Origin of the sequence: Niveispirillum sp. SYP-B3756 (assembly GCF_009495745.1) — a bacterium.
Classification (GTDB): domain Bacteria; phylum Pseudomonadota; class Alphaproteobacteria; order Azospirillales; family Azospirillaceae; genus Niveispirillum.
Genome location: NZ_WIDQ01000017.1, coordinates 23,580 through 44,938, shown reverse-complemented (window position 1 = coordinate 44,938; position 21,359 = coordinate 23,580). Strand labels below are relative to the sequence as shown.

Sequence of the window (21,359 nt, the reverse complement as noted above, 5' to 3'; positions counted from 1 at the left end):
ACCCGCCGGCCTTGCGCGGCACAAGCCGGGTGCCACCCCACCAAAAGGGGTGGAGAGTCCCGTGATTCCAAAGGCTTGTGGATAAAAACTGAGAAAAACGTTGAAAACTTTTCTAAACCATTGATCTGATTCGGAAATTTTGGTGAACGAATCAGGAAAAACCGTTCATGGAACCTTCCGCGAACAGGGTTATCCACAGCTTATCCCCTTGGTATGGAAGGGGAAGTTTGAACAGGTTAATGGTGGGATGCTGAAATGGAGACGGCCGGGCGATGGGATCGCCCGGCCGGTTTAGGCACCCAGCGGACCGCTTGGCGCGGCCCGTTGGATATGATCTTATACCAATCTCCCTTGATCGTGACCGATCCAGGGAGATTTTTGTTCCCTCAGGCGCCGGGCGGGCGCATCCGCGCCCTTGGCTTGCGCCGCACGTGCGGCGGGCCGGCGGTCGCCGGCCTCCGACCCGCCTAAAGGTCAACCTTTAGGCGGGTTGGTATTAGAGTCCGTCTACAAACTTCTTACGCTTTTCCGGCCATTTAACCGTCATTCCCGCGCAGGCGGGAATCCATACGACAGCACGGATTTTGGATTCCCGCCTGCGCGGAAATGACGGTGCTGAAATGGTGCGCTTTCAAAGCGCACCATAATTTTCCGGGCAGACTTTTACAACGCGTCGGCGTTCTGCTCGCCGGTGCGGATACGCACGGTCTGCACCACGTCCAGCACGAAGATCTTGCCGTCGCCGATGCGGCCGGTATTGGCGGCCTTCTGAATGGCCTCGACGACGCTGTCCACCAGCTCATCCGTGACGGCCACTTCCACCTTCACTTTGGGCAGGAAGCTGACGGAATATTCCGCACCACGGTAAATCTCGGTCTGCCCTTTCTGACGGCCAAAGCCCTTGACCTCCGACACGGTGAGGCCCTGGATGCCGAGCGCCGTCAGGGCCTCGCGCACCTCGTCCAGCTTGAACGGCTTGATGATGGCCATGACGAGCTTCATTGCGCTCTCCCTTCCTCTGGCGTGAACAGGTATCAACCACTGGTTCCCGGCGCTGGCCCTTGCTGTGGCCCCGGCGCGTACCGATGATAACTTACAAGAAACGTGCCGCAGCCATTTTCCGCCATAGACGGGCAAAAATAACGGGACACTGCCCTTAATGGGCGCAGATGTCGCACTGACATGGCTAAAATTTGGGCATGTCAGTGCTGTTTGTCAGATGTGACCGATGGCGGCCTGGACAAGCTGCGACAAGTGCCTAATTCTGCGCCTTATGACGACGCATGACACATCCCGCCCGACCGACGCCCCCGCCAGCGGCACCGCCGGTCACCGCCCGTCCCCGGCCCTGGCGACCGGGGCCGACCTGCAGGCTGACATCATCATTGTCGGCGGTGGTCTGGCCGGGTTGACGCTGGCTTGTGCCCTGGGCACGGCGGGCGTGCCCTGTATTGTCATCGACAAGGACGCACCGGATGACCAGTTGCTGCCTGATTTTGACGGGCGCACCACGGCCATCGCCTATGGATCGGGCATGGTGCTGGAAGGGGCGGGCATCTGGCAGCATCTGGAGGGCCAGGTCGGGCCGATGCTGGATATCCGGGTGACGGACCAGAATTCGCCGCTGTTCCTGCATTATGACCACCGGGAGGTGGGGGACCAGCCCTTCGGCTGGATCATTGAGAATCGGCATATGCGCCGCGCCCTGTTCCGCCGGCTGACGGAGCTGGCGGGTACCGTCACCCATCTGGCCCCGATGGCGGTGACCGGCATGGTGCGCGATGGCGGCGGTGTTTTGGTCACGCTGGCCGATGGGCGGCGCGTGGCCGGCCGGCTGGTGGTGGGGGCGGATGGCAAAAAAAGCTTCTGCCGCGACCATGCCGGCATCCGCCAGATCGGCTGGTCCTATCAGCAGCACGCCATTGTCTGCACGTTGCAGCATGAGATTGATCATGGCGGGGTGGCGGTGGAGCTGTTCCTGCCGGCCGGCCCCTTTGCCATGCTGCCGCTGGCCGGCGGGCACCATACCAGCATCGTCTGGACCGAACGGTCGCGGATGGTGGATTTCTACATGAACCTGCCCGAACCCCGCTTCCAGGCGGAGCTGCAGGCCCGCGTCGGCGACTGGCTGGGCCGGGTGACGCCGGTGCCCGGCCGCTGGTCCTGGCCGCTGGGCCTGTCCCATGCCGAACGCTATACCGACACGCGGCTGGCGCTGGTGAGTGAGAGCGCGCATGGGATGCACCCGATCGCCGGCCAGGGGCTGAATGTCGGCATCCGCGATGTGGCGGCCCTGGCCGAAGTGGTGGTGGATGCCATCCGCGTCGGGCTGGACCCCGGTGCAGCGGATGTGCTGGAACGCTATCAGCGCTGGCGGCGGTTCGACACCGTGTCGCTGCTGGCCACCACCGACACGCTGACCCGCCTGTTCAGCAATGATATCGCCCCGCTGGCCCATGCCCGCCGGCTGGGCATGGCGGCGATTGACCGGCTGCCGCCGCTGCAGCCGATGAAAAAGCTGCTCATGCGCCACGCCATGGGCATTGTCGGCGAATTGCCCCGGCTGGTGCGGGGGGAGGCGCTTTAACAGGGTTTGGCACATGTCGTGGAACCAATGGCCATTGGCCAATGGTTCCACGAAACCTCAATTGCCGGGCGGGCATAATGTGTCCCTGTTGACGCCCTCTGCCGCTTTTTATTCCGCCTTCAGCACGCCGCGTTCCAACTGGTCGCGTTCGATGCTCTCGAACAGGGCGCGGAAATTGCCCTCACCAAAGCCATCATCCCCCTTGCGCTGGATGATCTCAAAGAAGATCGGGCCGATCACCGTGGCGGTGAAGATCTGCAGCAGCAGCCCGCCGCCCGGCGCGCCATCCAGCAGGATGCCGCGCTGGCGCAATTCTTCCGTCGGCTGGCCATGGCCGGGCAGCCGTTCTGCCAGCATGTCGTAGTAGGCGGCCGGCGGCGGGGTCATGAATGTGATGCCGTTTGCCTTCAGCGCATCATAGGTCTTGATGATATCGTCGGTGGCCAGCGCGATATGCTGGATGCCTTCGCCCTTGTACTCGCGCAAATATTCCTCGATCTGGTCGACGCGGCCTTCGACGCCGGCACTTTCGTTGATCGGGATGCGGATCTTGCCGCAGGGTGCGGTCAGCGCCCGGCTCTTCAGGCCGGTCAGCTTGCCTTCAATGTCGAAATAGCGAATCTGCTGGAAATTGAAGAGCTTGTTGTAGAAATCGAACCAATGGTCCATGCGGCCGCGATGGACATTGTGGGTCAGATGGTCCACCAGCGTCAGGCCGCAACCGGTGGGGTGCTGTTCGGCCCCTTCCACCGGCACGAAGTCGATATCATAGATCGATGCCGGGCTTTGCGTGCGATCCACCAGATAGATCAGGCTGCCGCCGATCCCTTCGATGGCAGGGATGTTCAGTTCCATCGGGCCGACGGTGCCCTTCACATCCTGCGCCCCCAGTTCCAGGGCGCGGCGATGGGCGAAGGCGGCATCCTTGACCCGGAAAGCCATGGCACAGGCGCTGGGCCCATGGGCGCGGGCGAATTGCTGGGCCAGGCTTTCCGGCTCCCCATTGACGATGAAGTTAATATCGCCCTGGCGGAACAGGCTGACCTTCTTGGACCGGTGGGTGGCCACCTTGGTGAAGCCCAGCGTGACGAACAGCGCTTCCAGCGCCGCCACATCGGGGGCGGTATATTCAACAAACTCAAACCCGTCGGTGCCCATGGGGTTGTCCCACAGGTTACCCACCAGCTTACCGTTCTCCACCCGCGCACTCATGCCGCCATCCACCATCGCCGCCTCCCGCTATCTGGTTTGCTCCTGGAATTGTTTCAGATGATACGATAAGTCGCGGGGCATGTCCTTGCGAAGTGTGGGCGGAAAGGCGCATTCTGCGGTGACAAATTGCGCAAAAACTTTCAAATGGGGTGGAAGATGAAGGAAAGTGGATTGGACGCGGCAGATATCCGCATACTTTTTGCGTTGCAGCGCAATGGCCGGCTTTCCAATGTTGATCTGGCCGAACAGGTGGGCCTGTCACCCAGCCCTTGCCTGCGCCGGGTGCGCGATCTGGAGGAGAAAGGCTTCATCCAGGGCTATACCGCCATCCTGGACCGGCGGAAGCTGGGCATGGGGGTGGTGGCCTTTGTCGAGGTGAAGATCGACCAGAATGCCGAAGGCGACGCCGATTTCCGGCGCGGCATTCTGCTGCTGCCGGAGGTGGTGTCCTGCTTCGTGATGACGGGGACGATGGATTACCTGCTGCAGGTGGTGGTGGAGGATCTGGACGCGTTCGCCGATCTCTCCATGCGCAAGCTTCTGTCGATCAAGGGGGTGAAGGAGGTGAAATCCAGCTTCGTGCTGGATGTGGTGAAGCATTCCACCAACCTGCCCTTGCCGCGCCCTGGTGCGGGCGCTTGAAGAACTGGTCAGGCGCAAACGCCAGTTCGGAACGCCTTTTTTCTTTCGACGCCTGGGCGTTCCAGTACCGTCATTCCCGCCTTCGCGGGAATGACGGTTATAGCGCTGGAAATAAAGGAAAATTTCCGGAACGCCCTCTCAAGGCCGCCAACCGCCCAGCGGGTAATCCTGTAACGGGTGATATGCCACCCCCGATGAACCCCGCACACTTTCATAGAGCGTGAAGCGGTCCACCGGGAACGGCCCTTCCCGCAACAGCCCATGGGTTTCCATGTAAAGCCCCAGCCGGGTGGCCGGGGTTTCCTTCAGATAGGCCAGGGTGACATGGGGGCTGAACTTGCGCTCTTCCGGCGGCAGCCCGGCGCGGACCAGGGCGGATTCCACCTTGGCCTGCAGGTGCAGCAGCGGGTCGCAGGGGGCCACCCCGGCCCAGAGCGCGTGCTGGCGGTGGCCCTGGCCGAAACTGCCGACACCACCCAGCGTCAGGCTGAAATCCGGGGCCACCACCAGATCAAGAGCGGCATCCACATCCTGCGCCGTACCTTCATCCACCTCCCCGATATAGCGCAGGGTGAGGTGATAATTCTCCGGCGCTACCCAGCGCGCACCGGGCAGCCCGGCGGCCCGCCGGGCCAACCCGTCACAGATGGTTTCCGGCATCGCAATGCCGACAAACAGGCGCAGCATGTGAATGCCCCCGGCCCGGACGATTACAGACAGGGGTTGGGGTTGGCGGCCTGGACCTGATCCAGCTCCGCCAGCAGTTCCGCCGACAGGGTGATGTCGCCTGCCCCGATGGCGATGCGCAACTGGTCGATGCTGGTGGCGCCGATGATGCTGCTGGTGACGAACCGCTTGGTCAGGGTGAAGGCAATGGCCATCTGCGCCGGGTCCAGCCCATGGCGGCGGGCAATATCCAGATAGGCCAGCGTCGCTGCCTCCCCACGCGGATTATCATAGCGGGAGCCGCGATTATCGATGGAGCGGCGGGAACCGGGCGGGATGGCACCATTCACATATTTGCCCGTCAGCGTGCCACCGGCCAGAGGCGAATAGGCCAGCAGCCCCACATCCTCTCGCAAGGCCACTTCGCTGAGGCCCGATTCGAAACTGCGGTTCAGCAGGCTATAGGGGTTCTGGATGGAGACGACGCGTTCCAGCCCCAGCCGTTCGGCCGCCATGATGAAGCGCATTACGCCCCAGGGCGTCTCATTCGACAGGCCGATATGGCGCACCTTGCCCTGGCGCACCAGATCGGACAGGGCGGCCAGCGTCTCCTCAATCGGCACCTCACCCGGTTCGGCTGCTGGATGTTCAACGATGCGGCCGAACCTGTCGGCCTTCCGGTCGGGCCAATGCAGCTGGTACAGGTCCAGATAATCGGTGCGCAGCCGCTTCAGGCTGGCCTCGATGGCGGCATTGATGTTGGCGCGGTCAGCACGCGCCTTGCCGCCGCGCAGATAGGGGAAGCCGCCGTCGGTATTGCCCACCACCTTGCTGGCCAGCACCACATCCTTGCGCCGGCCGGTGCGGGCAAACCAATTGCCGATGATTTCTTCCGTCCGGCCATAGGTTTCCGGCGATGGCGGGGCGGAATACATTTCCGCCGTATCCCAGAATGTCAGCCCATGATCCAGTGCCAGATCCATCTGGGCGAAGCCTTCAGCCTCTGTGTTCTGGCGGCCCCAGGTCATGGTGCCCAGGCAGATTGACGGCACCCGCAGATCGGTGCGGCCCAGCGTGCGATGATCCATCGGCCAATTCCCTGCACGAATGAAATTGCCCCACCATAGGGGCAAGAAGGCCGGTCTTTTAACCTTTATTTTCAGCCGGTACGGCGACCGCCATCACAGGCGCAGAAACGGGTTCAGCAGCCGCAGGAACCGCCCGGTCAGGCGCAGCGGCGCATCCGTCACCGCCAGACAGATGCAGTCGCCATCATCATCGGCCACCGGGCGATGGTCGATGCTGGGGTCGGTGACGGCCAGATCGCCGCGCAGGAAATGCCCCGTCTCATCGGCGAAACCGCCGGCCAGCACCAGGGTCAGCTCATTACCATGATGGGTATGGCGCGGCATCCCCATGCCGCCGCGGATACGCATCATCCGCACCCGGCTGCGGCGACGATCGCCACAGACGATATCCGCCTCTTCCAGGCCGGGAATGGTGCGCGACCAGCCGATACGGTCAATATCGCCGCCAACATAGGATCGCAGTGGTTCCGGCAGCACCGGGGCCGGCCCGGCCGGGCGACGCCGTGCCACGGGCAGGGGGATCGGGTCGTGGCTGGGTTCATCCAGCCGGGCCAGCACGGCCTCCAGCGTGCCGGCCCCCAGGGCTGCCGGGGCCAGATCGTCGATCAGGGCACCGCCCACCGCTTCCAGCCGCGTCACCTCCGCCCGGCAGCGGGGGCAGAGCGCCAGATGGGTGGCGACCACCAGCGACATGGCCTCATCCAGCCCGCCGGCGGCATAAGCCAGCAGCAGATCCTCTGTCGGGTGATGGGAAGGGGCCATCGTGGCGGCCTGGAGGAAATGATCCAACGGTTCCATCATGCACCCCCGCCCAGTTCCGCCGGGTCCAGCGCCTTGCGCAGGCGGGCCAGCGCCAGCCGCAGCCGGGACTTCACCGTCCCCAGCGGCAGGTTGCTTTCCTGCGCGATGGCGCTGTGCGCCTTATCCTGGAAATAGGCCATCTTCAATAATTCCGCCTGTTCGGCCGGCAGTTCCCGGATTGCCCGGTGCAGCCTGACCGACTGTTCCTCAATCATCATCCCTTCATCCGCCGCATTCACCGGGGCCGGCACCAGGGCCGGATCGTCCGGATCAATCTCCGGCCGCCTTTCCTGGCGCAGCCGGTCGATGCGGCGGTTGCGGGCGATGGTGAAAATCCAGGTGCCGGCGGCAGAAAGGGCGGGGTCGAAACTGCCGGCCCGGCGCCAGACCGTCACCATGACATCCTGGACAATCTCCTCCGCCAATCCGGCATCGGCCCCACCCTTTAACAGGAAGGATTTCAGCCGGGGGGCGAAATGATGAAACAGGTCGACAAAGGCCTGGCGGTCATGTTCCCGCGCGACGCGCAGCAAAAGGCCGTTGGTCCGGTCAATTTCTGCGCTTTGGGCCATGTCGGGGGCGGTCATCCTGTCCATGCGCCGATGCGGAACAACCTTGTCGGTGTTCCGGTCCAGCGGTCCGCGTGGCCACGGACTATAATGGCCGCTTTGTTTCATCACAACGTTGATACGGATGGACCTATCCGTTGGATCACCCACAGACGGATTTATTTTTACGCCTTCGTTTGGACGCAGATTTCCGTTACACCGGAAGGGCTTCCCGATCCGTCACCCAGGCAGAAAGGTCCGATGCGCGCGGCACGCTGGAAGAAATGGCTCACCCTGTCCATCCTGGCCCTGCTGGCGGCAGGCGCCGTCCAGGCGGCGGAACCGCGCCTGCTGGGCAGTTTCCGTGACTGGAACGCCTTCATGCTGCAGGAGGCCGCCGGCCCCGTCTGTTGGATGGTCAGCCGACCCAAGCGGCAGGAGGGGGATTTCACCAAGCGCGGTGACGTCTTCTTGCTGATCATCCATCGCCCGGCGGAAAACAGCCTGGATGTGGTGAATTACATCGCAGGATATCCGTTTGAAGAACGCAGCGAGGCGCTGCTGCAGATCGCCGGCAAAAGCTATAAATTGTTCGTGGAGGGGGAGGGCGCCTGGGCCCGCGATGCCGCCTTGGACCACAGCATCAGCCAGGCCTTGCGCAATGGGACCCTGATGACGGCGCGCGGCACCAGCGCACGCGGCAGCCGTGTCACCGACACGTTCAGCCTGGCCGGCGCCACCGCCGCCTATCAGGCCATCAACGCCGCTTGCGGGGTGCCGGAAGGGCGGTAGGGGTCCGCTTGACAGGATTATAACGATCCGTCAGTGTCGAAAAAACTACCTGCATTCCCGTGCAGCGTGGGTGGAGGATGATTCGCACCTCGCCTGTTCCTATATGATGATGAAACAGGCAGTGATCTGCGTTCATGGAGTTGTCAAATGTTGTCCCTGATCCGGCCCTGGCGGCGGGACGATGCCGCGTCGGCTGTCGATGCTTCTCTGGCATCCCCGCTTGCTGCCGACAATGCCGCGATTATTGAACGGGCCGCCCTTGCGGTTGCCCGCCGTTTTGCGCGTGGCAATGTCGCTGCCCAACATGGGCGTATCCTGACCGCCAGCAGGCTGGAACAGGAACGCGAACAGTTGCGTCGGGATATGCAGCTGTCCTGATCCTTGGATTTCCAGAACAGCCCGGTCCCCTGGACCGGGTTTTATTTTGGCCGGAATTGCCGATGAGAATTTTACTGGTTGATATCACCCACCGATGGAACCGGTGTGAAGGGTTGCTGAAAATAAGTGAGCGGCTCAGGGGTGAGGTCAACCTTCCGGCCATTAATGAGCTGCGCTACGCCGGTCGCCGCATCGCCGACGCGCTGGCCATCATGAGCGATGAGGCTGCCGGTGCGGTGGGAGAGGAGCAAGCCCGGACGTTTCTGAAGGAGGCCCATCTTTTCTGTATGCGGGCGGAACATGATTGCGTGGATGCCATCGCCCTCTATGTCCACCAGATCACCAAGGAATATGATCGGCTTTATGATCGGGATTTGTTGAATGAAAGCTGTCCCAGCCTGCGGGGCTATTTCCAGCGCAAGCGGATGATCGATGAACTGATCGTCAGCTCACGCGAGAACCGGGAAGCGCGCGATGAAACCTATCAGATCATCATCCGCGATCATCTGGAAGAGCTGGTCAATCTGGCCACCGAACTGGATGAGGCCAAGGACCGCTTGCAGACCGGTTCGTCCAAACGCCTGAAGCTCTATCAGGATATGGAGGCGCGGGCCGCCAAGGCGGAACGCGAAGCCCGCATCGGCCTGATCGTCGGTGCCATCGGTACGCTGGTCGGTATCGCGGGCTTTATCGTCGGCCTGATCCCCCTTCTGGGCTAGGCGCATCCCACCCACCCCCTCTGCACAGAAGCTGCCTTATTGACTAAGGCAGCAGCTTGCCTATTTTGGGCGGGTTAAGGGGCGGGTAGTGTATCCGGACCCATGGTGCATCTTTTGCCGGAAGGCCCCGTCGGCAAGGGCGGGGGGCGTTGTTGAAGAAGAAGCTGTTCATCAAGACCTATGGCTGCCAGATGAACGTCTATGACAGCGACCGCATGGTCGATGTCCTGGCACCCCTGGGGTATGAGCCGACCGACACGCCGGAAGGCGCTGACATGGTCATCCTCAACACCTGCCATATCCGCGAAAAGGCATCGGAAAAGGTTTATTCCGAGCTGGGCCGCCTGCGCCTGATGCAGAATGACAAGGCCGCCGAGGGTGGGCGCATGGTGCTGGCCGTGGCCGGCTGTGTCGCCCAGGCCGAGGGCGCTGAGATCATCATGCGGGCCCCGCATGTGGATATGGTGTTCGGGCCGCAGACCTATCACCAACTGCCGGAAATGGTGACGCGCGCCGTGCGCGGGGCCGGCGGGGTGGTGAATACCGACTTCCCGGTTGAAAGCAAATTCGACCTGTTGCCGGAAGAAGGCGCGCGCCAGCACGGGGCCGCCGCCTTCCTGTCGGTGCAGGAAGGCTGTGACAAGTTCTGCACCTTCTGTGTCGTGCCCTATACGCGCGGATCAGAATATAGCCGCCCGGTCGCCCAGGTGCTGGCCGAAGCGCGGCGCATGGTGGCCGGCGGCACGGTGGAAATCACCCTGCTGGGCCAGAACGTCAACGCCTTCCATGGCGAGGGGCCGGATGGCAAGGTCTGGGGTCTGGGTCGGCTGATCCGGGCGCTGGCGGAAATCGACGGGCTGGCCCGCATCCGCTACACCACCAGCCACCCGCGCGACATGGATGACGATCTGATCGACGCCCATGGCAGCGTGCCGCAATTGATGCCTTTCCTGCACCTGCCGGTGCAATCGGGCAGCGACCGCATTTTGGCGGCGATGAACCGCAAGCACACATCCGATGATTATCGCCGCCTGATTGACCGGCTGCGCAGCCGCCAGCCCGATCTGGCCCTGTCGTCGGATTTCATCACCGGTTTCCCCGGTGAGACGGACCAGGATTTCGCCGACACGCTGCGCCTGATCAACGATGTTGGTTTCGCCCAGGCCTATAGCTTCAAATATTCCGCCCGCCCCGGCACGCCCGCCGCCTCCATGGGGGATCGGCAGGTGGAAGAGATGGTAAAGGATGACCGGCTGCAGGCGGTTCAGCAATTGCTGAACGCGCAGCAGGTGGCCTTCAACCAGTCGCTGGTCGGTCGCACCATCGGGGTGCTGTTCGACCGGGTGGGCAAGCTGGAGGGCCAGTTGCTGGGCCGCAGCCCCTTCATGCAGTCGGTCCATGCCTTCGCACCGGCCCATCTGATGGGACGCATCGTCGATGTGCGCCTCCATGGTGCCCATGCCAACAGCCTGGCCGGCGATCTGGCCAACCCGATCTTGCAACACGCCGCCCCCGTTGCGGCGGAGGCGGTGGCTTGAGCGCCCAGAATCCCGCCCCGGTGGTGACCGGGCATGGCGATGGCCGTATCGAACTGGCCTTTGGCGATAACCGTCTGCTGCCCCTGCTGTTTGGGGAGCATGAGCAATATCTGGCCCGCGTGGAACGCCAGCTGGCTGTTAAGCTGGTGACGCGCGGCAATGTGCTGACCATTGCTGGCAATCAGCAGGGCATGGATGCGGCGCGCACCGTCTTTCTGGCCCTGTGGGAGCGGTTGCGCGCCGGCCTGCCCGTCGGCCCGGCGGAGGTGGATGCCGCCGCCCGCATGGCGATCAGCGCCGATCTGCCGTCGGCCGGCCAGGGGCTGGCGCAGCTGTCCGACCCCAATGGCGCCATCCGCACCAAGCGCCGTGTCATCACCCCGCGCAGCGCCACCCAGGCCCGGTATCTGGAGGCGCTGAACGAGAATGAGCTGGTGTTCGGCCTGGGCCCCGCCGGCACCGGCAAGACCTATCTGGCCGTCGCCCAGGCGGTCAGCCTGCTGCTGCAGGGCAAGGTGGACCGCATCGTGCTGTCCCGCCCGGCGGTGGAGGCCGGCGAACGGCTGGGCTTCCTGCCCGGTGACATGAAGGACAAGGTCGATCCGTACCTACGCCCGCTCTATGACGCGCTGAACGACATGCTGCCGCCCGATCAGGTGGCCAAGCGTATCGAAACCGGCGTGATTGAGGTGGCACCGCTCGCCTTCATGCGCGGGCGCACACTTGCACACGCTTTTGTCATTCTGGACGAGGCGCAGAACACCACGCCCATGCAGATGAAAATGTTCCTGACCCGCATGGGGGAAGGCAGCCGCATGGTGGTGACGGGCGACGTTACCCAGATCGACCTGCCATCGGGCACCAAATCCGGCATGAAGGAGGCGTTGACCATCCTGAAGGGGGTGGAAGGTGTTTCGTTCGTGGAATTCGGCGACCAGGATGTCGTGCGCCACCCGATGGTTGGCCGTATTGTACGCGCCTATGATGCCGCGGCCCGCGCCAGCAAACCGGACAACCCGCAATGACCATCGCTTCCCCCCCGTCCCCCGATGCCAGCGCCGACCGCGTGGAAATTCTGATCAGCATCGAGGAGCCGCGCTGGGAAGACCGGATCGGTGATATCGAGGCTTTGTGTCAGCGGGCGGCCCATGCCGCCCTGGCCGCAGCACTCGCCGTCGAACCCGGCCTGCTGCCCGAAGGGCCGGCGGAAATGTCGCTGGTGCTGGCCGATGATGACACGGTGCATGAACTGAACCGCACCTATCGCGGCAAGGACAAGCCGACCAATGTGCTGTCCTTCGCGCTGCACGCCGATGGCGAAGATGGCAGCGACGGCGACGATGACTTCGCCGATGATGAATATGAAGATGAGCCTGACGGGGAGGAAGATGCCCCGGAAGATGCGGATGATGATGATTTCCTGTCGCCCGGCCCGGCGGTTCCTGTATTGTTGGGCGATGTGATCCTGGCGTTCGAAACCGTGGAACGCGAGGCGCGGGAGCAGAACAAGGCGTTTGCCGACCATCTGACCCACCTCGTCACCCATGGCGTGCTGCATCTGCTGGGCTACGACCATATTGAGGATGGTGAGGCCGAGCAGATGGAACGGCTGGAAACGCAGATACTTTCAGGGTTCGGCATCGCCGATCCCTATGCCGACGGCGGTCACGCCCCGGATGATGATGATCCTGGCGATGCCGGGACCACCCCAGCAACCCACTGATAAAGAAGATGGCCGACCTTAGCGACAGTCGATCGCCCCGCGAGGACGGGGCCGAAGAACAACCCTCCTTCAGCCAGCAGCTGCGCGGCTGGCTGCGCTCCATCCTGGGTGTACGCGGCGGCGATACGCTGCGCGGCACCATTGAGGAGCTGATCGAGGAGACGGGCGACACCGAGCCTTCCATGGCTGACGGTGAACGCGCCCTGCTTGCCAATATCCTGAAACTGCGGCACCGCAAGGTGATGGATGCCATGGTGCCACGCGCCGACATTGTCGGCGTGCCGCTGGATATTTCCCTGCCCGATCTGATCCGGCGCTTTTCCGATGAAGCCCATAGCCGGATGCCGGTTTTTCGGGAGGAATTGGACGATGTGGTCGGCATGGTCCATATCAAGGATGTGCTGGCCTGTGTCGCCGTCGGCAAGCCGTTCGAGCTGCAGGCCATCACCCGCGACGTGCTGATCGTCACCCCCAACATGCCGGTGCTGGACCTGCTGCTGAAAATGCGCCTGGCCCGCCAGCATCTGGCCCTGGTGGTGGATGAGTTTGGCGGCATTGACGGGCTGATCTCCATCGAGGATCTGGTGGAAGAGATCGTCGGGGAGATTGAGGACGAACATGACGAGGCGGAACAGAATCGCCTGGTGCCCCGCCCCGACGGCACCCTGCTGGTGGATGCCCGCATCCCGGTGGAAACGTTCGAAGAACAGCTGGGCCGCTTCTTCGATGCTGATGAGCTGGTGGATGTCGACACGCTGGGCGGGCTGGTCTTCTCCATGGCGGGTCGTGTGCCCTTGCCGGGGGAAACCTTCCAGCATGAATCTGGTCTGGTGTTTGAGATTGTCGAGGCCGACCCCCGCCGCATCAAACTGTTGAAGGTGCGCAACCTGCGCGTTCCCGACCAGCAAGCAGAAGAGCCGGACCTGTTGCCGAAAAGCGCCTGATAGCGGGCAGGTGCTGGTATCCTGCTGCAAGCAGAAACAGCCTTATCCGTCTTTTGTCGCCGCTGCCCTGAATTCCTCCATTGTAACTAAGAATGATTCGCAATAGATTATCTCCAGCCAATCCGAAGGAGGCAGGCGATGAACGAGCAGGTGGCATGGTGGCCGGATCTTGTCGCGGTCGGCCCGGCAGCGGGGCTCGGTGCGACAACGGAGGGTGGTGACGGTACGGAAAGCCATGTGCGGCGCGTCCGCCATCTGGCCGACCGGATCGACGGCACCACCGTCTTCTCGCTTTCCCGGCCGGAACAATTGCTGCTCTGGTCGGCGCGGCGCTGGCGCCATGGCCGTTTCCGCTGGGATCAGGTGGAAGCGGAGTTCAAACGGCTGCTGCCGGGCGGCTGGGCCGATGCTATTTTGGGATGGGAGGATGCGCTGGAACAGCTGCACCACTATCCCAGCAGCCGGCCGGAAATCGGCAATGGCTGCATCACCACGTTGAGCCAGGATGAACGGGCCCTGCTGACCCTGGTGGCGGGGCTGCAGCGGCCCCGGCTGGTGGTAGGTGACCTGTTGCTGGCCCGGCTGGCCACGCCGGGAATGCGGCTGGAACTGATTACAACCTTGCGTGCGGTGGCGATCATCTTTGCGATGGGGGGCTTGCTGCTGCCCCTGCGTGCCCGTGCCCCTGGGGCTGCGCAGGGGCAGCCCGTGCCCCCGCTGCGGCTGGTGCGATAAGCGTTGGGGCCCCTGCCTTCGCGGGGCACCGCGATCCGCCACCCGGCTATTGAGGGCCTATGAAAATACCTGGAGCCATGGGAGATGGCTCCAGGTATTCATCGTCACACCAATTGATCAAGCCCGCGCTTCAGGTCGGTGATCAGGTCATCGGCATTTTCCAGCCCCACCGACAGGCGGATGGTGCCGGCACCAATGCCCAGCGTCGCCTTTTCTTCCACCGTCAAACGCTGATGCGTGGTGGTGAAAGGGTGGGTGGCCAGGCTCTTGCTGTCGCCCAGATTGTTGGAAATCTTGATGACGCGCAGATTGTTCAGGGTGGTGAAGGCGGCGGCCTTGGCATCGCCCTGGAACGGTTTCAGATGGAAGCAGATCAGGTTGCTGCCGCCATCCATCTGCCGCTTCAGCAATTCCCGCTGCGGGTGGCTGTCCAGCCCGGCATAAAGCACCCGCTCCACCGCCGGGTGGCTTTCCAGGAACTGCGCCACCTTCAGGGCGCTGGCGGACTGGGCGCGCACGCGCAGTTCCAGCGTTTCCAGACCCTTCAGCAGCAGCCAGGCATTGAAGGGGCTCAGCGCCGGGCCGGTATGGCGCAGATAGGGGGCCAGCAGGGCCGCCACCTCATCATCGCACAGGATGGCACCGCCCAGGCAGCGGCCCTGGCCATCAATATGCTTGGTGGCGGAATAGACGACGACATCCACGCCGAAATCACGCGGCTTTTGCAGCACTGGCGTGGCGAACACATTATCCACCACCACCTTGGCCCCGGCCTTGTGCGCCAGCGGCACCACATGGGACAGGTCCACTACCTCCAGGCACGGGTTGCTGGGGGTTTCCAGGAACACCAGGTTGGTGGGAACGGACAGGGCCTTTTCCCATTCCTCCGGCTTGGTGCCGTCGATGATTACGCTTTCAATGCCGAAGCGCCGGGCTAGATCATTCACGATATAAAGGCAGGAGCCGAACAGGGCGCGGCTGGCCACCAGCCGGTCGCCCGCCTTCAGCAGGCTGAACACGGCGGCATGAACGGCGGCCATGCCAGACCCGGTGCCAAAGCAGCGCGGGAACCCTTCGTACAGGGCCAGCCGATCCTCAAACATCGCCACGGTGGGGTTGCGGAAGCGGCTATAGACGAAGCGCGAACCGTCATTGATGAAGGCGGCCTCCGCAGCCTCGGCACTGTCATAGACATAGCCGGAGGTCATGAAGATCGCCTCGCTCGTCTCCTCAAACTGGCTGCGGCGGGTGCCGCCATGCACCAGCAGGGTGGCGGGGTTCAGATTGTCAGACGGATCATGTGCCATCGTTTCCAGGGCCCTTCATGCAAGCACGGGCCTGAAATGAAACAGGCCCCGACCGACCGATCGAGGCCCTTTAGGCCGGGGAATCCGGCGGCAATGGCTTCGACCTTTTAGCAGTTTCTTTTCAACGTGGCCTGCAATCCGGTCACAAATCACCACGTCCCACTTTTAAAGCCCCTCAGCCGCCGCCTGTCAAGGTGGCGGCTGTCTGGATCAGGCTGGTGGGGCCAGGGTGAAACGGTTCCGGGGCGCAGGATCGTGGCCTCATGCGCGTTGCCGGCGATGTCGGCATCTTGACGCATACCCTGCATATCGCTTAAACACCCCGCCCCCTTTTTTTCCGGCCGCTCGGTTGGCCCCCTTCGAAGGTGATGAAGATGACGGCCTGCGGTCTTGATTTCGGCACGTCCAATTCCACCCTTGGCATTGCCGGGGCGCAGGGGGCGCGGATGATTGCGCTGGAGGGCCGGCATGAGACGCTGCCCAGCGCCATTTTCTTTGATTTTGAGACGCATCACCCCGCCTTCGGCCGTGCCGCCATCAATGCCTATGTGGCTGGCGGCGAGGGGCGGTTGATGCGGTCGATCAAATCGGTGCTGGGCACCAGCCTGATTGATGAGGAGACCCTGCTGGGCCGCCGCCGCGTCGGCTTCCGGGAGGTGATCGGCCTGGTGATTAGGCACATAAAGACCACGGCAGAGGCTGCGACGGGCGTGGAACTGACCCGCGTGGTGCATGGCCGCCCGGTGCATTTCGTGGATGGTGATGACGCCGCCGATGCGCGCGCCGAAGACGCGTTGGCCGATATCGCACGGGCCAGCGGCTTTGCGGAGGTCAGTTTTCAGTATGAACCCATCGCCGCCGCGCTTGCCTATGAAGCGCAGGTGGCGCGGGAGGAAATCGCCCTGATCGCCGATATTGGCGGCGGTACCTCGGACTTTTCCATCGTCCGCATCGGCCCCGATCACGCCGCCAAGCCCGATCGGGCCGGGGATATCCTGGCCAACGAGGGCTTGCGCATCGGCGGGACGGATTTCGACCGGCTGCTGTCACTGGAAGCGGTGATGCCGCATCTGGGCTATCGTTCCCCTCTGCTGCGCAACGGGCTGCTGACGCCCAACCATCTGTTCGTCGATCTGGCCACCTGGGCCAAGATCAACTTCCTCTATACGCCGGGCGTGCTGGCCGATGTGCGCCGGTTGATGCGGGAGGCCCGCCAGCCGGATCTGCTGGAACGGCTGGCCATTGTGCTGGAACAGCATCTGGGCCACGCCCTGGCCATGCGGGTGGAGGAGGGCAAGATTGCCCTGTCCGACCATGAACGGGTGGAGATTGATCTGGCGCTGGTGGAAGCCGGCCTGACCGCCCCCACCACGCGCGACCGGCTGGCCGTGGCCGTTGCCGACCCGGTGCAGCGGCTGGCCACCCAGACGCGCGACTGCCTGACCCAGGCGGGGTTGCGGGCCGATCAGGTGGGTGCCGTGTTCCTGACCGGCGGTTCCACCCTGCTGCCCGCCGTGCGCGGTGCCATCATCGGGGCCATGCCGGGTGCCCGCATCGTGGAAGGCGACAAGTTCGGTGCCGTCGGCCTGGGCCTGACGATTGAGGCGAAACGGCGGTATGGGGTTGCCGGCTGACGGCCGGCTCAGCACCCCCTGTACAGGTCAATCTGGCAGTTTGACGGCAGCGCCTGATGATTGCGTAAAGCGAAATCCGCAATAATGTTGCGCTGCACATATGCGATTGGGTTCTGACCGCACTGTGACAGGCGCGTGACAGGGTGGGTGCTGGGGCTTGACACCCCTTATACTCTGCGCGAGCATAAGGGGGAGTAATGCTCAATTCGAGCATAAGGGGTACTGACAGGCACCCTGCATGTTCGCGGCGAGCGTCCGGTTCGTCACAAAGCGCCTTCCCGACCGCTTTACCGGGATGGCCCGTTGGAGTTGGGTTGATGCACGCTGCTGCCGATCTGGCCTATACACCTGAGATCGCCGAGGCGACGCGGCCGATCTATGATCGGGTGCGCGATGTCATTCCGGCTGTGGAATGGCCCTTCCATGCCCCCCTGGTCCACGCCATCAACAAGCTGAAGCGGGAACGCAACGCCGTGGTGCTGGCGCATAATTACCAGGCACCGGAAATCTTCCACACCGTGGCGGATATTGTGGGCGACAGTTTGCTGCTGGCCCGCAAGGCCGCGGAGACGGACGCCGATGTCATCGTGCTGGCCGGCGTTCATTTCATGGCCGAAACGGCCAAGATTCTCTCGCCTGAAAAGGTGGTGCTGATGCCGGCCATGGATGCCGGCTGTTCGCTGGCCGACAGCATCACGGCCGCCGACGTGCGGCTGCTGCGCGAACGTTACCCAGGTGTTCCGATTGCGACATATGTCAACACCTCGGCGGCGGTGAAGGCGGAAAGCGATGTTTGCATCACGTCCGGCAATGCGGTGGAGGTGATCAACTCCCTGCCCGGTGACGAGGTGCTGTGCATCCCCGATGAATATCTGGCCAAGTGGGTGGCGACCCAGACGACCAAAAAAGTGATCGCCTGGAAGGGCCATTGCGAGGTGCATGAACGCTTCAGCGGCGACCAGTTGAAGGCCTATCGCACCCAGTTCAAGGGCGATATCACCATCATTGCGCACCCGGAATGTCCGCCAGATGTGCTGGCGGAGGCGGATTTCGTCGGCTCCACCGCCAAGATGCAGGATTATGTGGAAGGCCAGCAGCCCAAGCGCGTGCTGCTGATCACCGAATGTTCGATGGCCGACAATCTGGCGGCCACCAATCCGGCGGTGGAATTTGTCCGCCCCTGCAACCTGTGCCCGCACATGCGCCGGATTACCCTGTCCAACATTCTGGAGAGCCTGCAGACCATGCAGCCCCAGGTGCATGTCGACCCCGCCATCGCCGGCCGCGCCCGGCTGGCGGTGGAACGGATGCTGGCGGTGGGGAAGAAGTAAGGGGGGCGGCGCTACCCTTGATAAACCCTCTCTCCCGTCACCCCGGCGCAGGCCGGGGTCCAGTATCGTATAGCAAAGCGCCTGTGGCCCCTGGACCCCGGCCTACGCCGGGGTGACGGTATGGGGGCAGAAGGTGGTCCCCCTCCGTTTTGGGGGAAACCAACAAAAAGGCGCCACCCGGCACCCATTCATAAGGAACAGTACCATCATGGAGATGCGGCAGAGCGATGTGATTGTCATCGGGTCCGGGATGGCCGGGCTGGTGGCGGCGCTGCGTCTGGCGCCACGCCGGGTGACGCTGTTGACCAAGACAGGCGATCTGCCGGGTGGGTCCAGCCATTGGGCGCAGGGTGGGGTGGCGGCGGCGGTTGATCCCGCCGATAACCCCACCGACCATGCGGCCGACACGGTGGTGGCCGGGGCCGGGCTGACCGATGCCGATATGGCCGATCTGCTGGCCCGGGAAGGGGCAAGCCGGTTAAGCCGCTGGATCGCCGAGGGGATGCCGTTTGACCGTACCCCGGCCGGCAAGCTCTGTTTGGGGCGGGAGGCGGCGCATGGCGTGGCCCGTGTGCTGCACGCCGGCGGCGATGCCACCGGCCGCACCCTGGTGGCCGATCTGGCGGCCCGCGTGCGGGGGGCGGCGCATATTGATGTGCAGGTGGATGCCTTCGCCTGGGATCTGGTGCTGGATCGCAAGGGGGCGCTGGCGGGCGTGCTGGCCCATCATGGCGATGCTGGCTGGGTGTTCCATCGCGCGCCCGCCCTGCTGCTGGCCAGCGGCGGCATCGGCCAGCTTTACCGCCACACCACCAACCCGGTGGAAGCGACGGGCGACGGCCAGGCCATGGCGGCCCGCGCCGGGGCGGTGTTGGCCGATATGGAATTCGTGCAGTTCCACCCCACGGCGCTGGCCGCCGGCACGGCCGGTCAGGTGCCATTGCTGACAGAGGCGCTGCGCGGTGCCGGGGCCCATCTGCTGGATGGGGCGGGCCGCCGCTTCATGCGCGATGAGCATGTGGGGGCCGAACTGGCGCCGCGTGATGTGGTGGCCAAGGCCATCGGCCGACGCATTGCCGCCGGGGAACGCGTGTTCCTGGACCTGCGGGCCATCTGGGCGCGCGGCGGGGCGGTGCAGTTCCCCACCGTGGCCGGCATCTGTGCGGCGGCCGGGATCGATCCGGCCACCACCCCCGTCCCGGTGGCCCCGGCGGCGCATTACCATATGGGCGGCGTGCTGACCGATGCGGATGGCCGCACCAGCATCCCCGGCCTTTATGCGGCGGGTGAGGTGGCCTGCACCGGGGTGCATGGGGCCAACCGGCTGGCCAGCAACTCCCTGCTGGAGGCGCTGGTTTTCGCCGAACGCGCGGCGGAGGCGATTTTGGCCAGCCCCGCCAGCCCGGCCTTGCCGGTGGCCCTGCCGGATGTGCCCGCCATCGCCCCCGGCCCCGCCGCCGCACAGGAAGCCATGGCCGATGCGGCCAGCCTGATGGCGGAAGGGGTGGGGCTGTTGCGTGATGCGGCCGGCCTTGCCCGCACCCAGCAAGGGCTGGATGCGCTGGAAGCCCGCATCGCCGCCATCCCCATCGCCAGCACGGGGCATGACACGGTTATGCTGGCCGGTGCCTTGCGCAACCAGTTGCTGGTGTCGCGGCTGGTGCTGCGCGGTGCCGTGGCCCGGCAGGAAAGCCGGGGCGCGCACCAGCGGGCCGACTGGCCCGAGACGCGGGCCGACTGGCGCCGCCGCCTGCGCCAGACCCTGGCAGGATTGCTGGATGATGCCGCCAAGCCGGGCCGGCAGAACCAGAACAGCCACCTGCCCCATCCCTGAATTTCCCTGACAACCGGTGTTGTGATGAGCCTGCCGCTTTACCCGCTGATGTATGACGCCCTGATCCGCAACGCGCTGACGGAGGATCTGGGGCTGGCGGGCGACCTGACGACGGATGCCTGTGTCCCCGCCGAGGCGCAGGCCAAGGCCCTGTTCCGCGCCCGGCATGATGGGGTGGTGGCGGGGCTGGATGCAGCCCTGCACGCCTTCACCGTGCTGGACCCGGCCCTGCGCATCACCCGCCACGCGGCGGATGGCCAGCGCATCGGCCCCGGCACGGTGCTGGCGGTGGTGGAAGGGGCGGCGCGGCCCATCCTGTCGGCGGAACGGGTGGCGCTGAACCTGCTGGGCCGGCTCTGCGGCATTGCCAGCGAGACCCGGCGGCTGGTGGACAAGGTGGAGGGGACCGGCGCGCAGATCGTCTGCACCCGCAAAACCACCCCCGGCCTGCGTGCGCTGGAAAAATACGCGGTGCGGGTGGGCGGTGGCGGCAACCACCGCTTCGCGCTCCATGATGCCGTGCTGATCAAGGATAACCATCTGGTGGCCGCCGGCGGCCTGCGCGCGGCGGTGGAACGCGCGCGCGCGCGCGTTGGCCATATGGTGAAGATCGAGGTGGAGGTGGATAATCTGGACCAGCTGGCCGAGCTGATCGAGTTGAAGGTCGATGCCGTGCTGCTGGACAATATGGATGTGCCCACCCTGAAACGGGCGGTTGCCATGGTGGCCGGCCGCATGATCACCGAGGCATCGGGGGGGGTGACGCCGGATAGTATCCGCGCCATTGCGGAGACCGGCGTTACCCTGATCTCGTTGGGCTGGTTGACCCATTCGGTGAAGAATTTCGATATCGGCCTTGATTTCGAGCCGGTTTAAAGGG

General features: G+C 64.1%; 21 protein-coding genes and 1 riboswitch. Of the genes, 14 read left to right on the top strand and 7 right to left on the bottom strand.

Annotation, left to right across the window (positions count from 1 at the left end; all coding sequences use genetic code 11):
* Positions 1-663: 663 nt before the first annotated feature.
* Positions 664-1,002, bottom strand: a complete 339-nt coding sequence (locus GE253_RS21860; protein ID WP_153206261.1) for a P-II family nitrogen regulator — start codon at positions 1,000-1,002, stop codon at positions 664-666.
* A gap of 271 nt (positions 1,003-1,273) precedes the next feature.
* Here GE253_RS21860 and GE253_RS21855 point away from each other — a divergent pair, with 271 nt between their 5' ends.
* Positions 1,274-2,587, top strand: coding sequence for a UbiH/UbiF/VisC/COQ6 family ubiquinone biosynthesis hydroxylase (locus tag GE253_RS21855; protein ID WP_153206260.1), 1,314 nt, complete (start codon positions 1,274-1,276; stop codon positions 2,585-2,587).
* Between the two features lie 108 nt (positions 2,588-2,695).
* On the opposite strand, the gene hppD is transcribed toward GE253_RS21855, so the two are convergent.
* Positions 2,696-3,814 (bottom strand): 4-hydroxyphenylpyruvate dioxygenase, encoded by a 1,119-nt coding sequence (gene hppD, locus GE253_RS21850; RefSeq protein ID WP_247878809.1) that lies wholly within the window; start codon positions 3,812-3,814, stop codon positions 2,696-2,698.
* A 141-nt stretch (positions 3,815-3,955) separates the two neighbouring features.
* Here hppD and GE253_RS21845 point away from each other — a divergent pair, with 141 nt between their 5' ends.
* A complete protein-coding gene (locus GE253_RS21845) occupies positions 3,956-4,441 on the top strand; it encodes an Lrp/AsnC family transcriptional regulator (protein WP_153206259.1) in 486 nt (161 codons plus the stop codon).
* 138 nt (positions 4,442-4,579) lie between these two features.
* Here GE253_RS21845 and thpR read toward each other — a convergent pair whose 3' ends face one another.
* The 4 genes from thpR to GE253_RS21825 form a co-directional block, all read right to left on the bottom strand.
* Entirely contained in the window at positions 4,580-5,128 is a 549-nt protein-coding gene (gene thpR / locus GE253_RS21840; RefSeq protein WP_153206258.1) for an RNA 2',3'-cyclic phosphodiesterase, read from the bottom strand.
* 23 nt (positions 5,129-5,151) lie between these two features.
* The gene (locus GE253_RS21835; RefSeq protein ID WP_153206257.1) at positions 5,152-6,195 is read right to left on the bottom strand and encodes an aldo/keto reductase; all 1,044 of its coding nucleotides are present in this window, start codon (positions 6,193-6,195) and stop codon (positions 5,152-5,154) included.
* 93 nt (positions 6,196-6,288) lie between these two features.
* On the bottom strand, positions 6,289-6,996 hold the full coding sequence (locus GE253_RS21830) for a ChrR family anti-sigma-E factor (protein ID WP_247878808.1): 708 nt from the start codon (positions 6,994-6,996) through the stop codon (positions 6,289-6,291).
* Positions 6,993-7,568 carry a sigma-70 family RNA polymerase sigma factor gene (locus tag GE253_RS21825; RefSeq protein ID WP_247878807.1) on the bottom strand — a complete coding sequence of 192 codons (576 nt, stop codon included), beginning with the start codon at positions 7,566-7,568 and terminating at the stop codon, positions 6,993-6,995. Before GE253_RS21825 ends, GE253_RS21830 begins: the two co-directional genes overlap by 4 nt.
* A 237-nt stretch (positions 7,569-7,805) precedes the next feature.
* On the opposite strand from GE253_RS21825, the gene GE253_RS21820 reads away from it, so the two are divergent.
* The 8 genes from GE253_RS21820 to GE253_RS21785 all read left to right on the top strand — a co-directional run bounded on the left by GE253_RS21820 (position 7,806) and on the right by GE253_RS21785 (position 14,373).
* Entirely contained in the window at positions 7,806-8,336 is a 531-nt protein-coding gene (locus GE253_RS21820; RefSeq protein ID WP_153206255.1) for an invasion associated locus B family protein, read from the top strand.
* Positions 8,337-8,483: 147 nt separating this feature from the next.
* Positions 8,484-8,714, top strand: coding sequence for a hypothetical protein (locus GE253_RS21815; RefSeq protein ID WP_153206254.1), 231 nt, complete (start codon positions 8,484-8,486; stop codon positions 8,712-8,714).
* A gap of 113 nt (positions 8,715-8,827) precedes the next feature.
* Positions 8,828-9,433 (top strand): hypothetical protein, encoded by a 606-nt coding sequence (locus GE253_RS21810; RefSeq protein ID WP_153206253.1) that lies wholly within the window; start codon positions 8,828-8,830, stop codon positions 9,431-9,433.
* Positions 9,434-9,585: 152 nt separating this feature from the next.
* Positions 9,586-10,971, top strand: coding sequence for a tRNA (N6-isopentenyl adenosine(37)-C2)-methylthiotransferase MiaB (gene miaB, locus GE253_RS21805; protein ID WP_153206252.1), 1,386 nt, complete (start codon positions 9,586-9,588; stop codon positions 10,969-10,971).
* Complete coding sequence (locus GE253_RS21800; protein ID WP_173012771.1) at positions 10,968-11,996, top strand: PhoH family protein; 1,029 nt, start codon at positions 10,968-10,970, stop codon at positions 11,994-11,996. The genes miaB and GE253_RS21800 overlap by 4 nt, the downstream gene beginning before the upstream one ends.
* Complete coding sequence (ybeY, locus tag GE253_RS21795; protein WP_153206251.1) at positions 11,993-12,694, top strand: rRNA maturation RNase YbeY; 702 nt, start codon at positions 11,993-11,995, stop codon at positions 12,692-12,694. Before GE253_RS21800 ends, ybeY begins: the two co-directional genes overlap by 4 nt.
* 8 nt (positions 12,695-12,702) lie before the next feature.
* On the top strand, positions 12,703-13,638 hold the full coding sequence (locus tag GE253_RS21790; protein ID WP_153206250.1) for a hemolysin family protein: 936 nt from the start codon (positions 12,703-12,705) through the stop codon (positions 13,636-13,638).
* Positions 13,639-13,776: 138 nt separating this feature from the next.
* Positions 13,777-14,373 carry a hypothetical protein gene (locus GE253_RS21785; RefSeq protein ID WP_153206249.1) on the top strand — a complete coding sequence of 199 codons (597 nt, stop codon included), beginning with the start codon at positions 13,777-13,779 and terminating at the stop codon, positions 14,371-14,373.
* Between the two features lie 104 nt (positions 14,374-14,477).
* Here GE253_RS21785 and metZ read toward each other — a convergent pair whose 3' ends face one another.
* Complete coding sequence (metZ, locus tag GE253_RS21780) at positions 14,478-15,680, bottom strand: O-succinylhomoserine sulfhydrylase (protein ID WP_153206248.1); 1,203 nt, start codon at positions 15,678-15,680, stop codon at positions 14,478-14,480.
* A gap of 87 nt (positions 15,681-15,767) precedes the next feature.
* Positions 15,768-15,846, bottom strand: a riboswitch (SAM riboswitch).
* Between the two features lie 202 nt (positions 15,847-16,048).
* Between metZ and GE253_RS21775 the strand changes: the two genes are divergently transcribed.
* The 4 genes from GE253_RS21775 to nadC all read left to right on the top strand — a co-directional run bounded on the left by GE253_RS21775 (position 16,049) and on the right by nadC (position 21,355).
* Positions 16,049-17,314: an Hsp70 family protein gene (locus GE253_RS21775; RefSeq protein ID WP_247878806.1), complete on the top strand. Its 1,266-nt coding sequence runs from the start codon at positions 16,049-16,051 to the stop codon at positions 17,312-17,314.
* A 317-nt stretch (positions 17,315-17,631) separates the two neighbouring features.
* Positions 17,632-18,645: a quinolinate synthase NadA gene (gene nadA / locus GE253_RS21770; RefSeq protein ID WP_153206247.1), complete on the top strand. Its 1,014-nt coding sequence runs from the start codon at positions 17,632-17,634 to the stop codon at positions 18,643-18,645.
* Between the two features lie 208 nt (positions 18,646-18,853).
* Positions 18,854-20,479 (top strand): L-aspartate oxidase, encoded by a 1,626-nt coding sequence (locus GE253_RS21765; RefSeq protein WP_153206246.1) that lies wholly within the window; start codon positions 18,854-18,856, stop codon positions 20,477-20,479.
* Positions 20,480-20,503: 24 nt separating this feature from the next.
* Complete coding sequence (gene nadC, locus GE253_RS21760; protein WP_153206245.1) at positions 20,504-21,355, top strand: carboxylating nicotinate-nucleotide diphosphorylase; 852 nt, start codon at positions 20,504-20,506, stop codon at positions 21,353-21,355.
* Positions 21,356-21,359 lie beyond the last annotated feature (4 nt).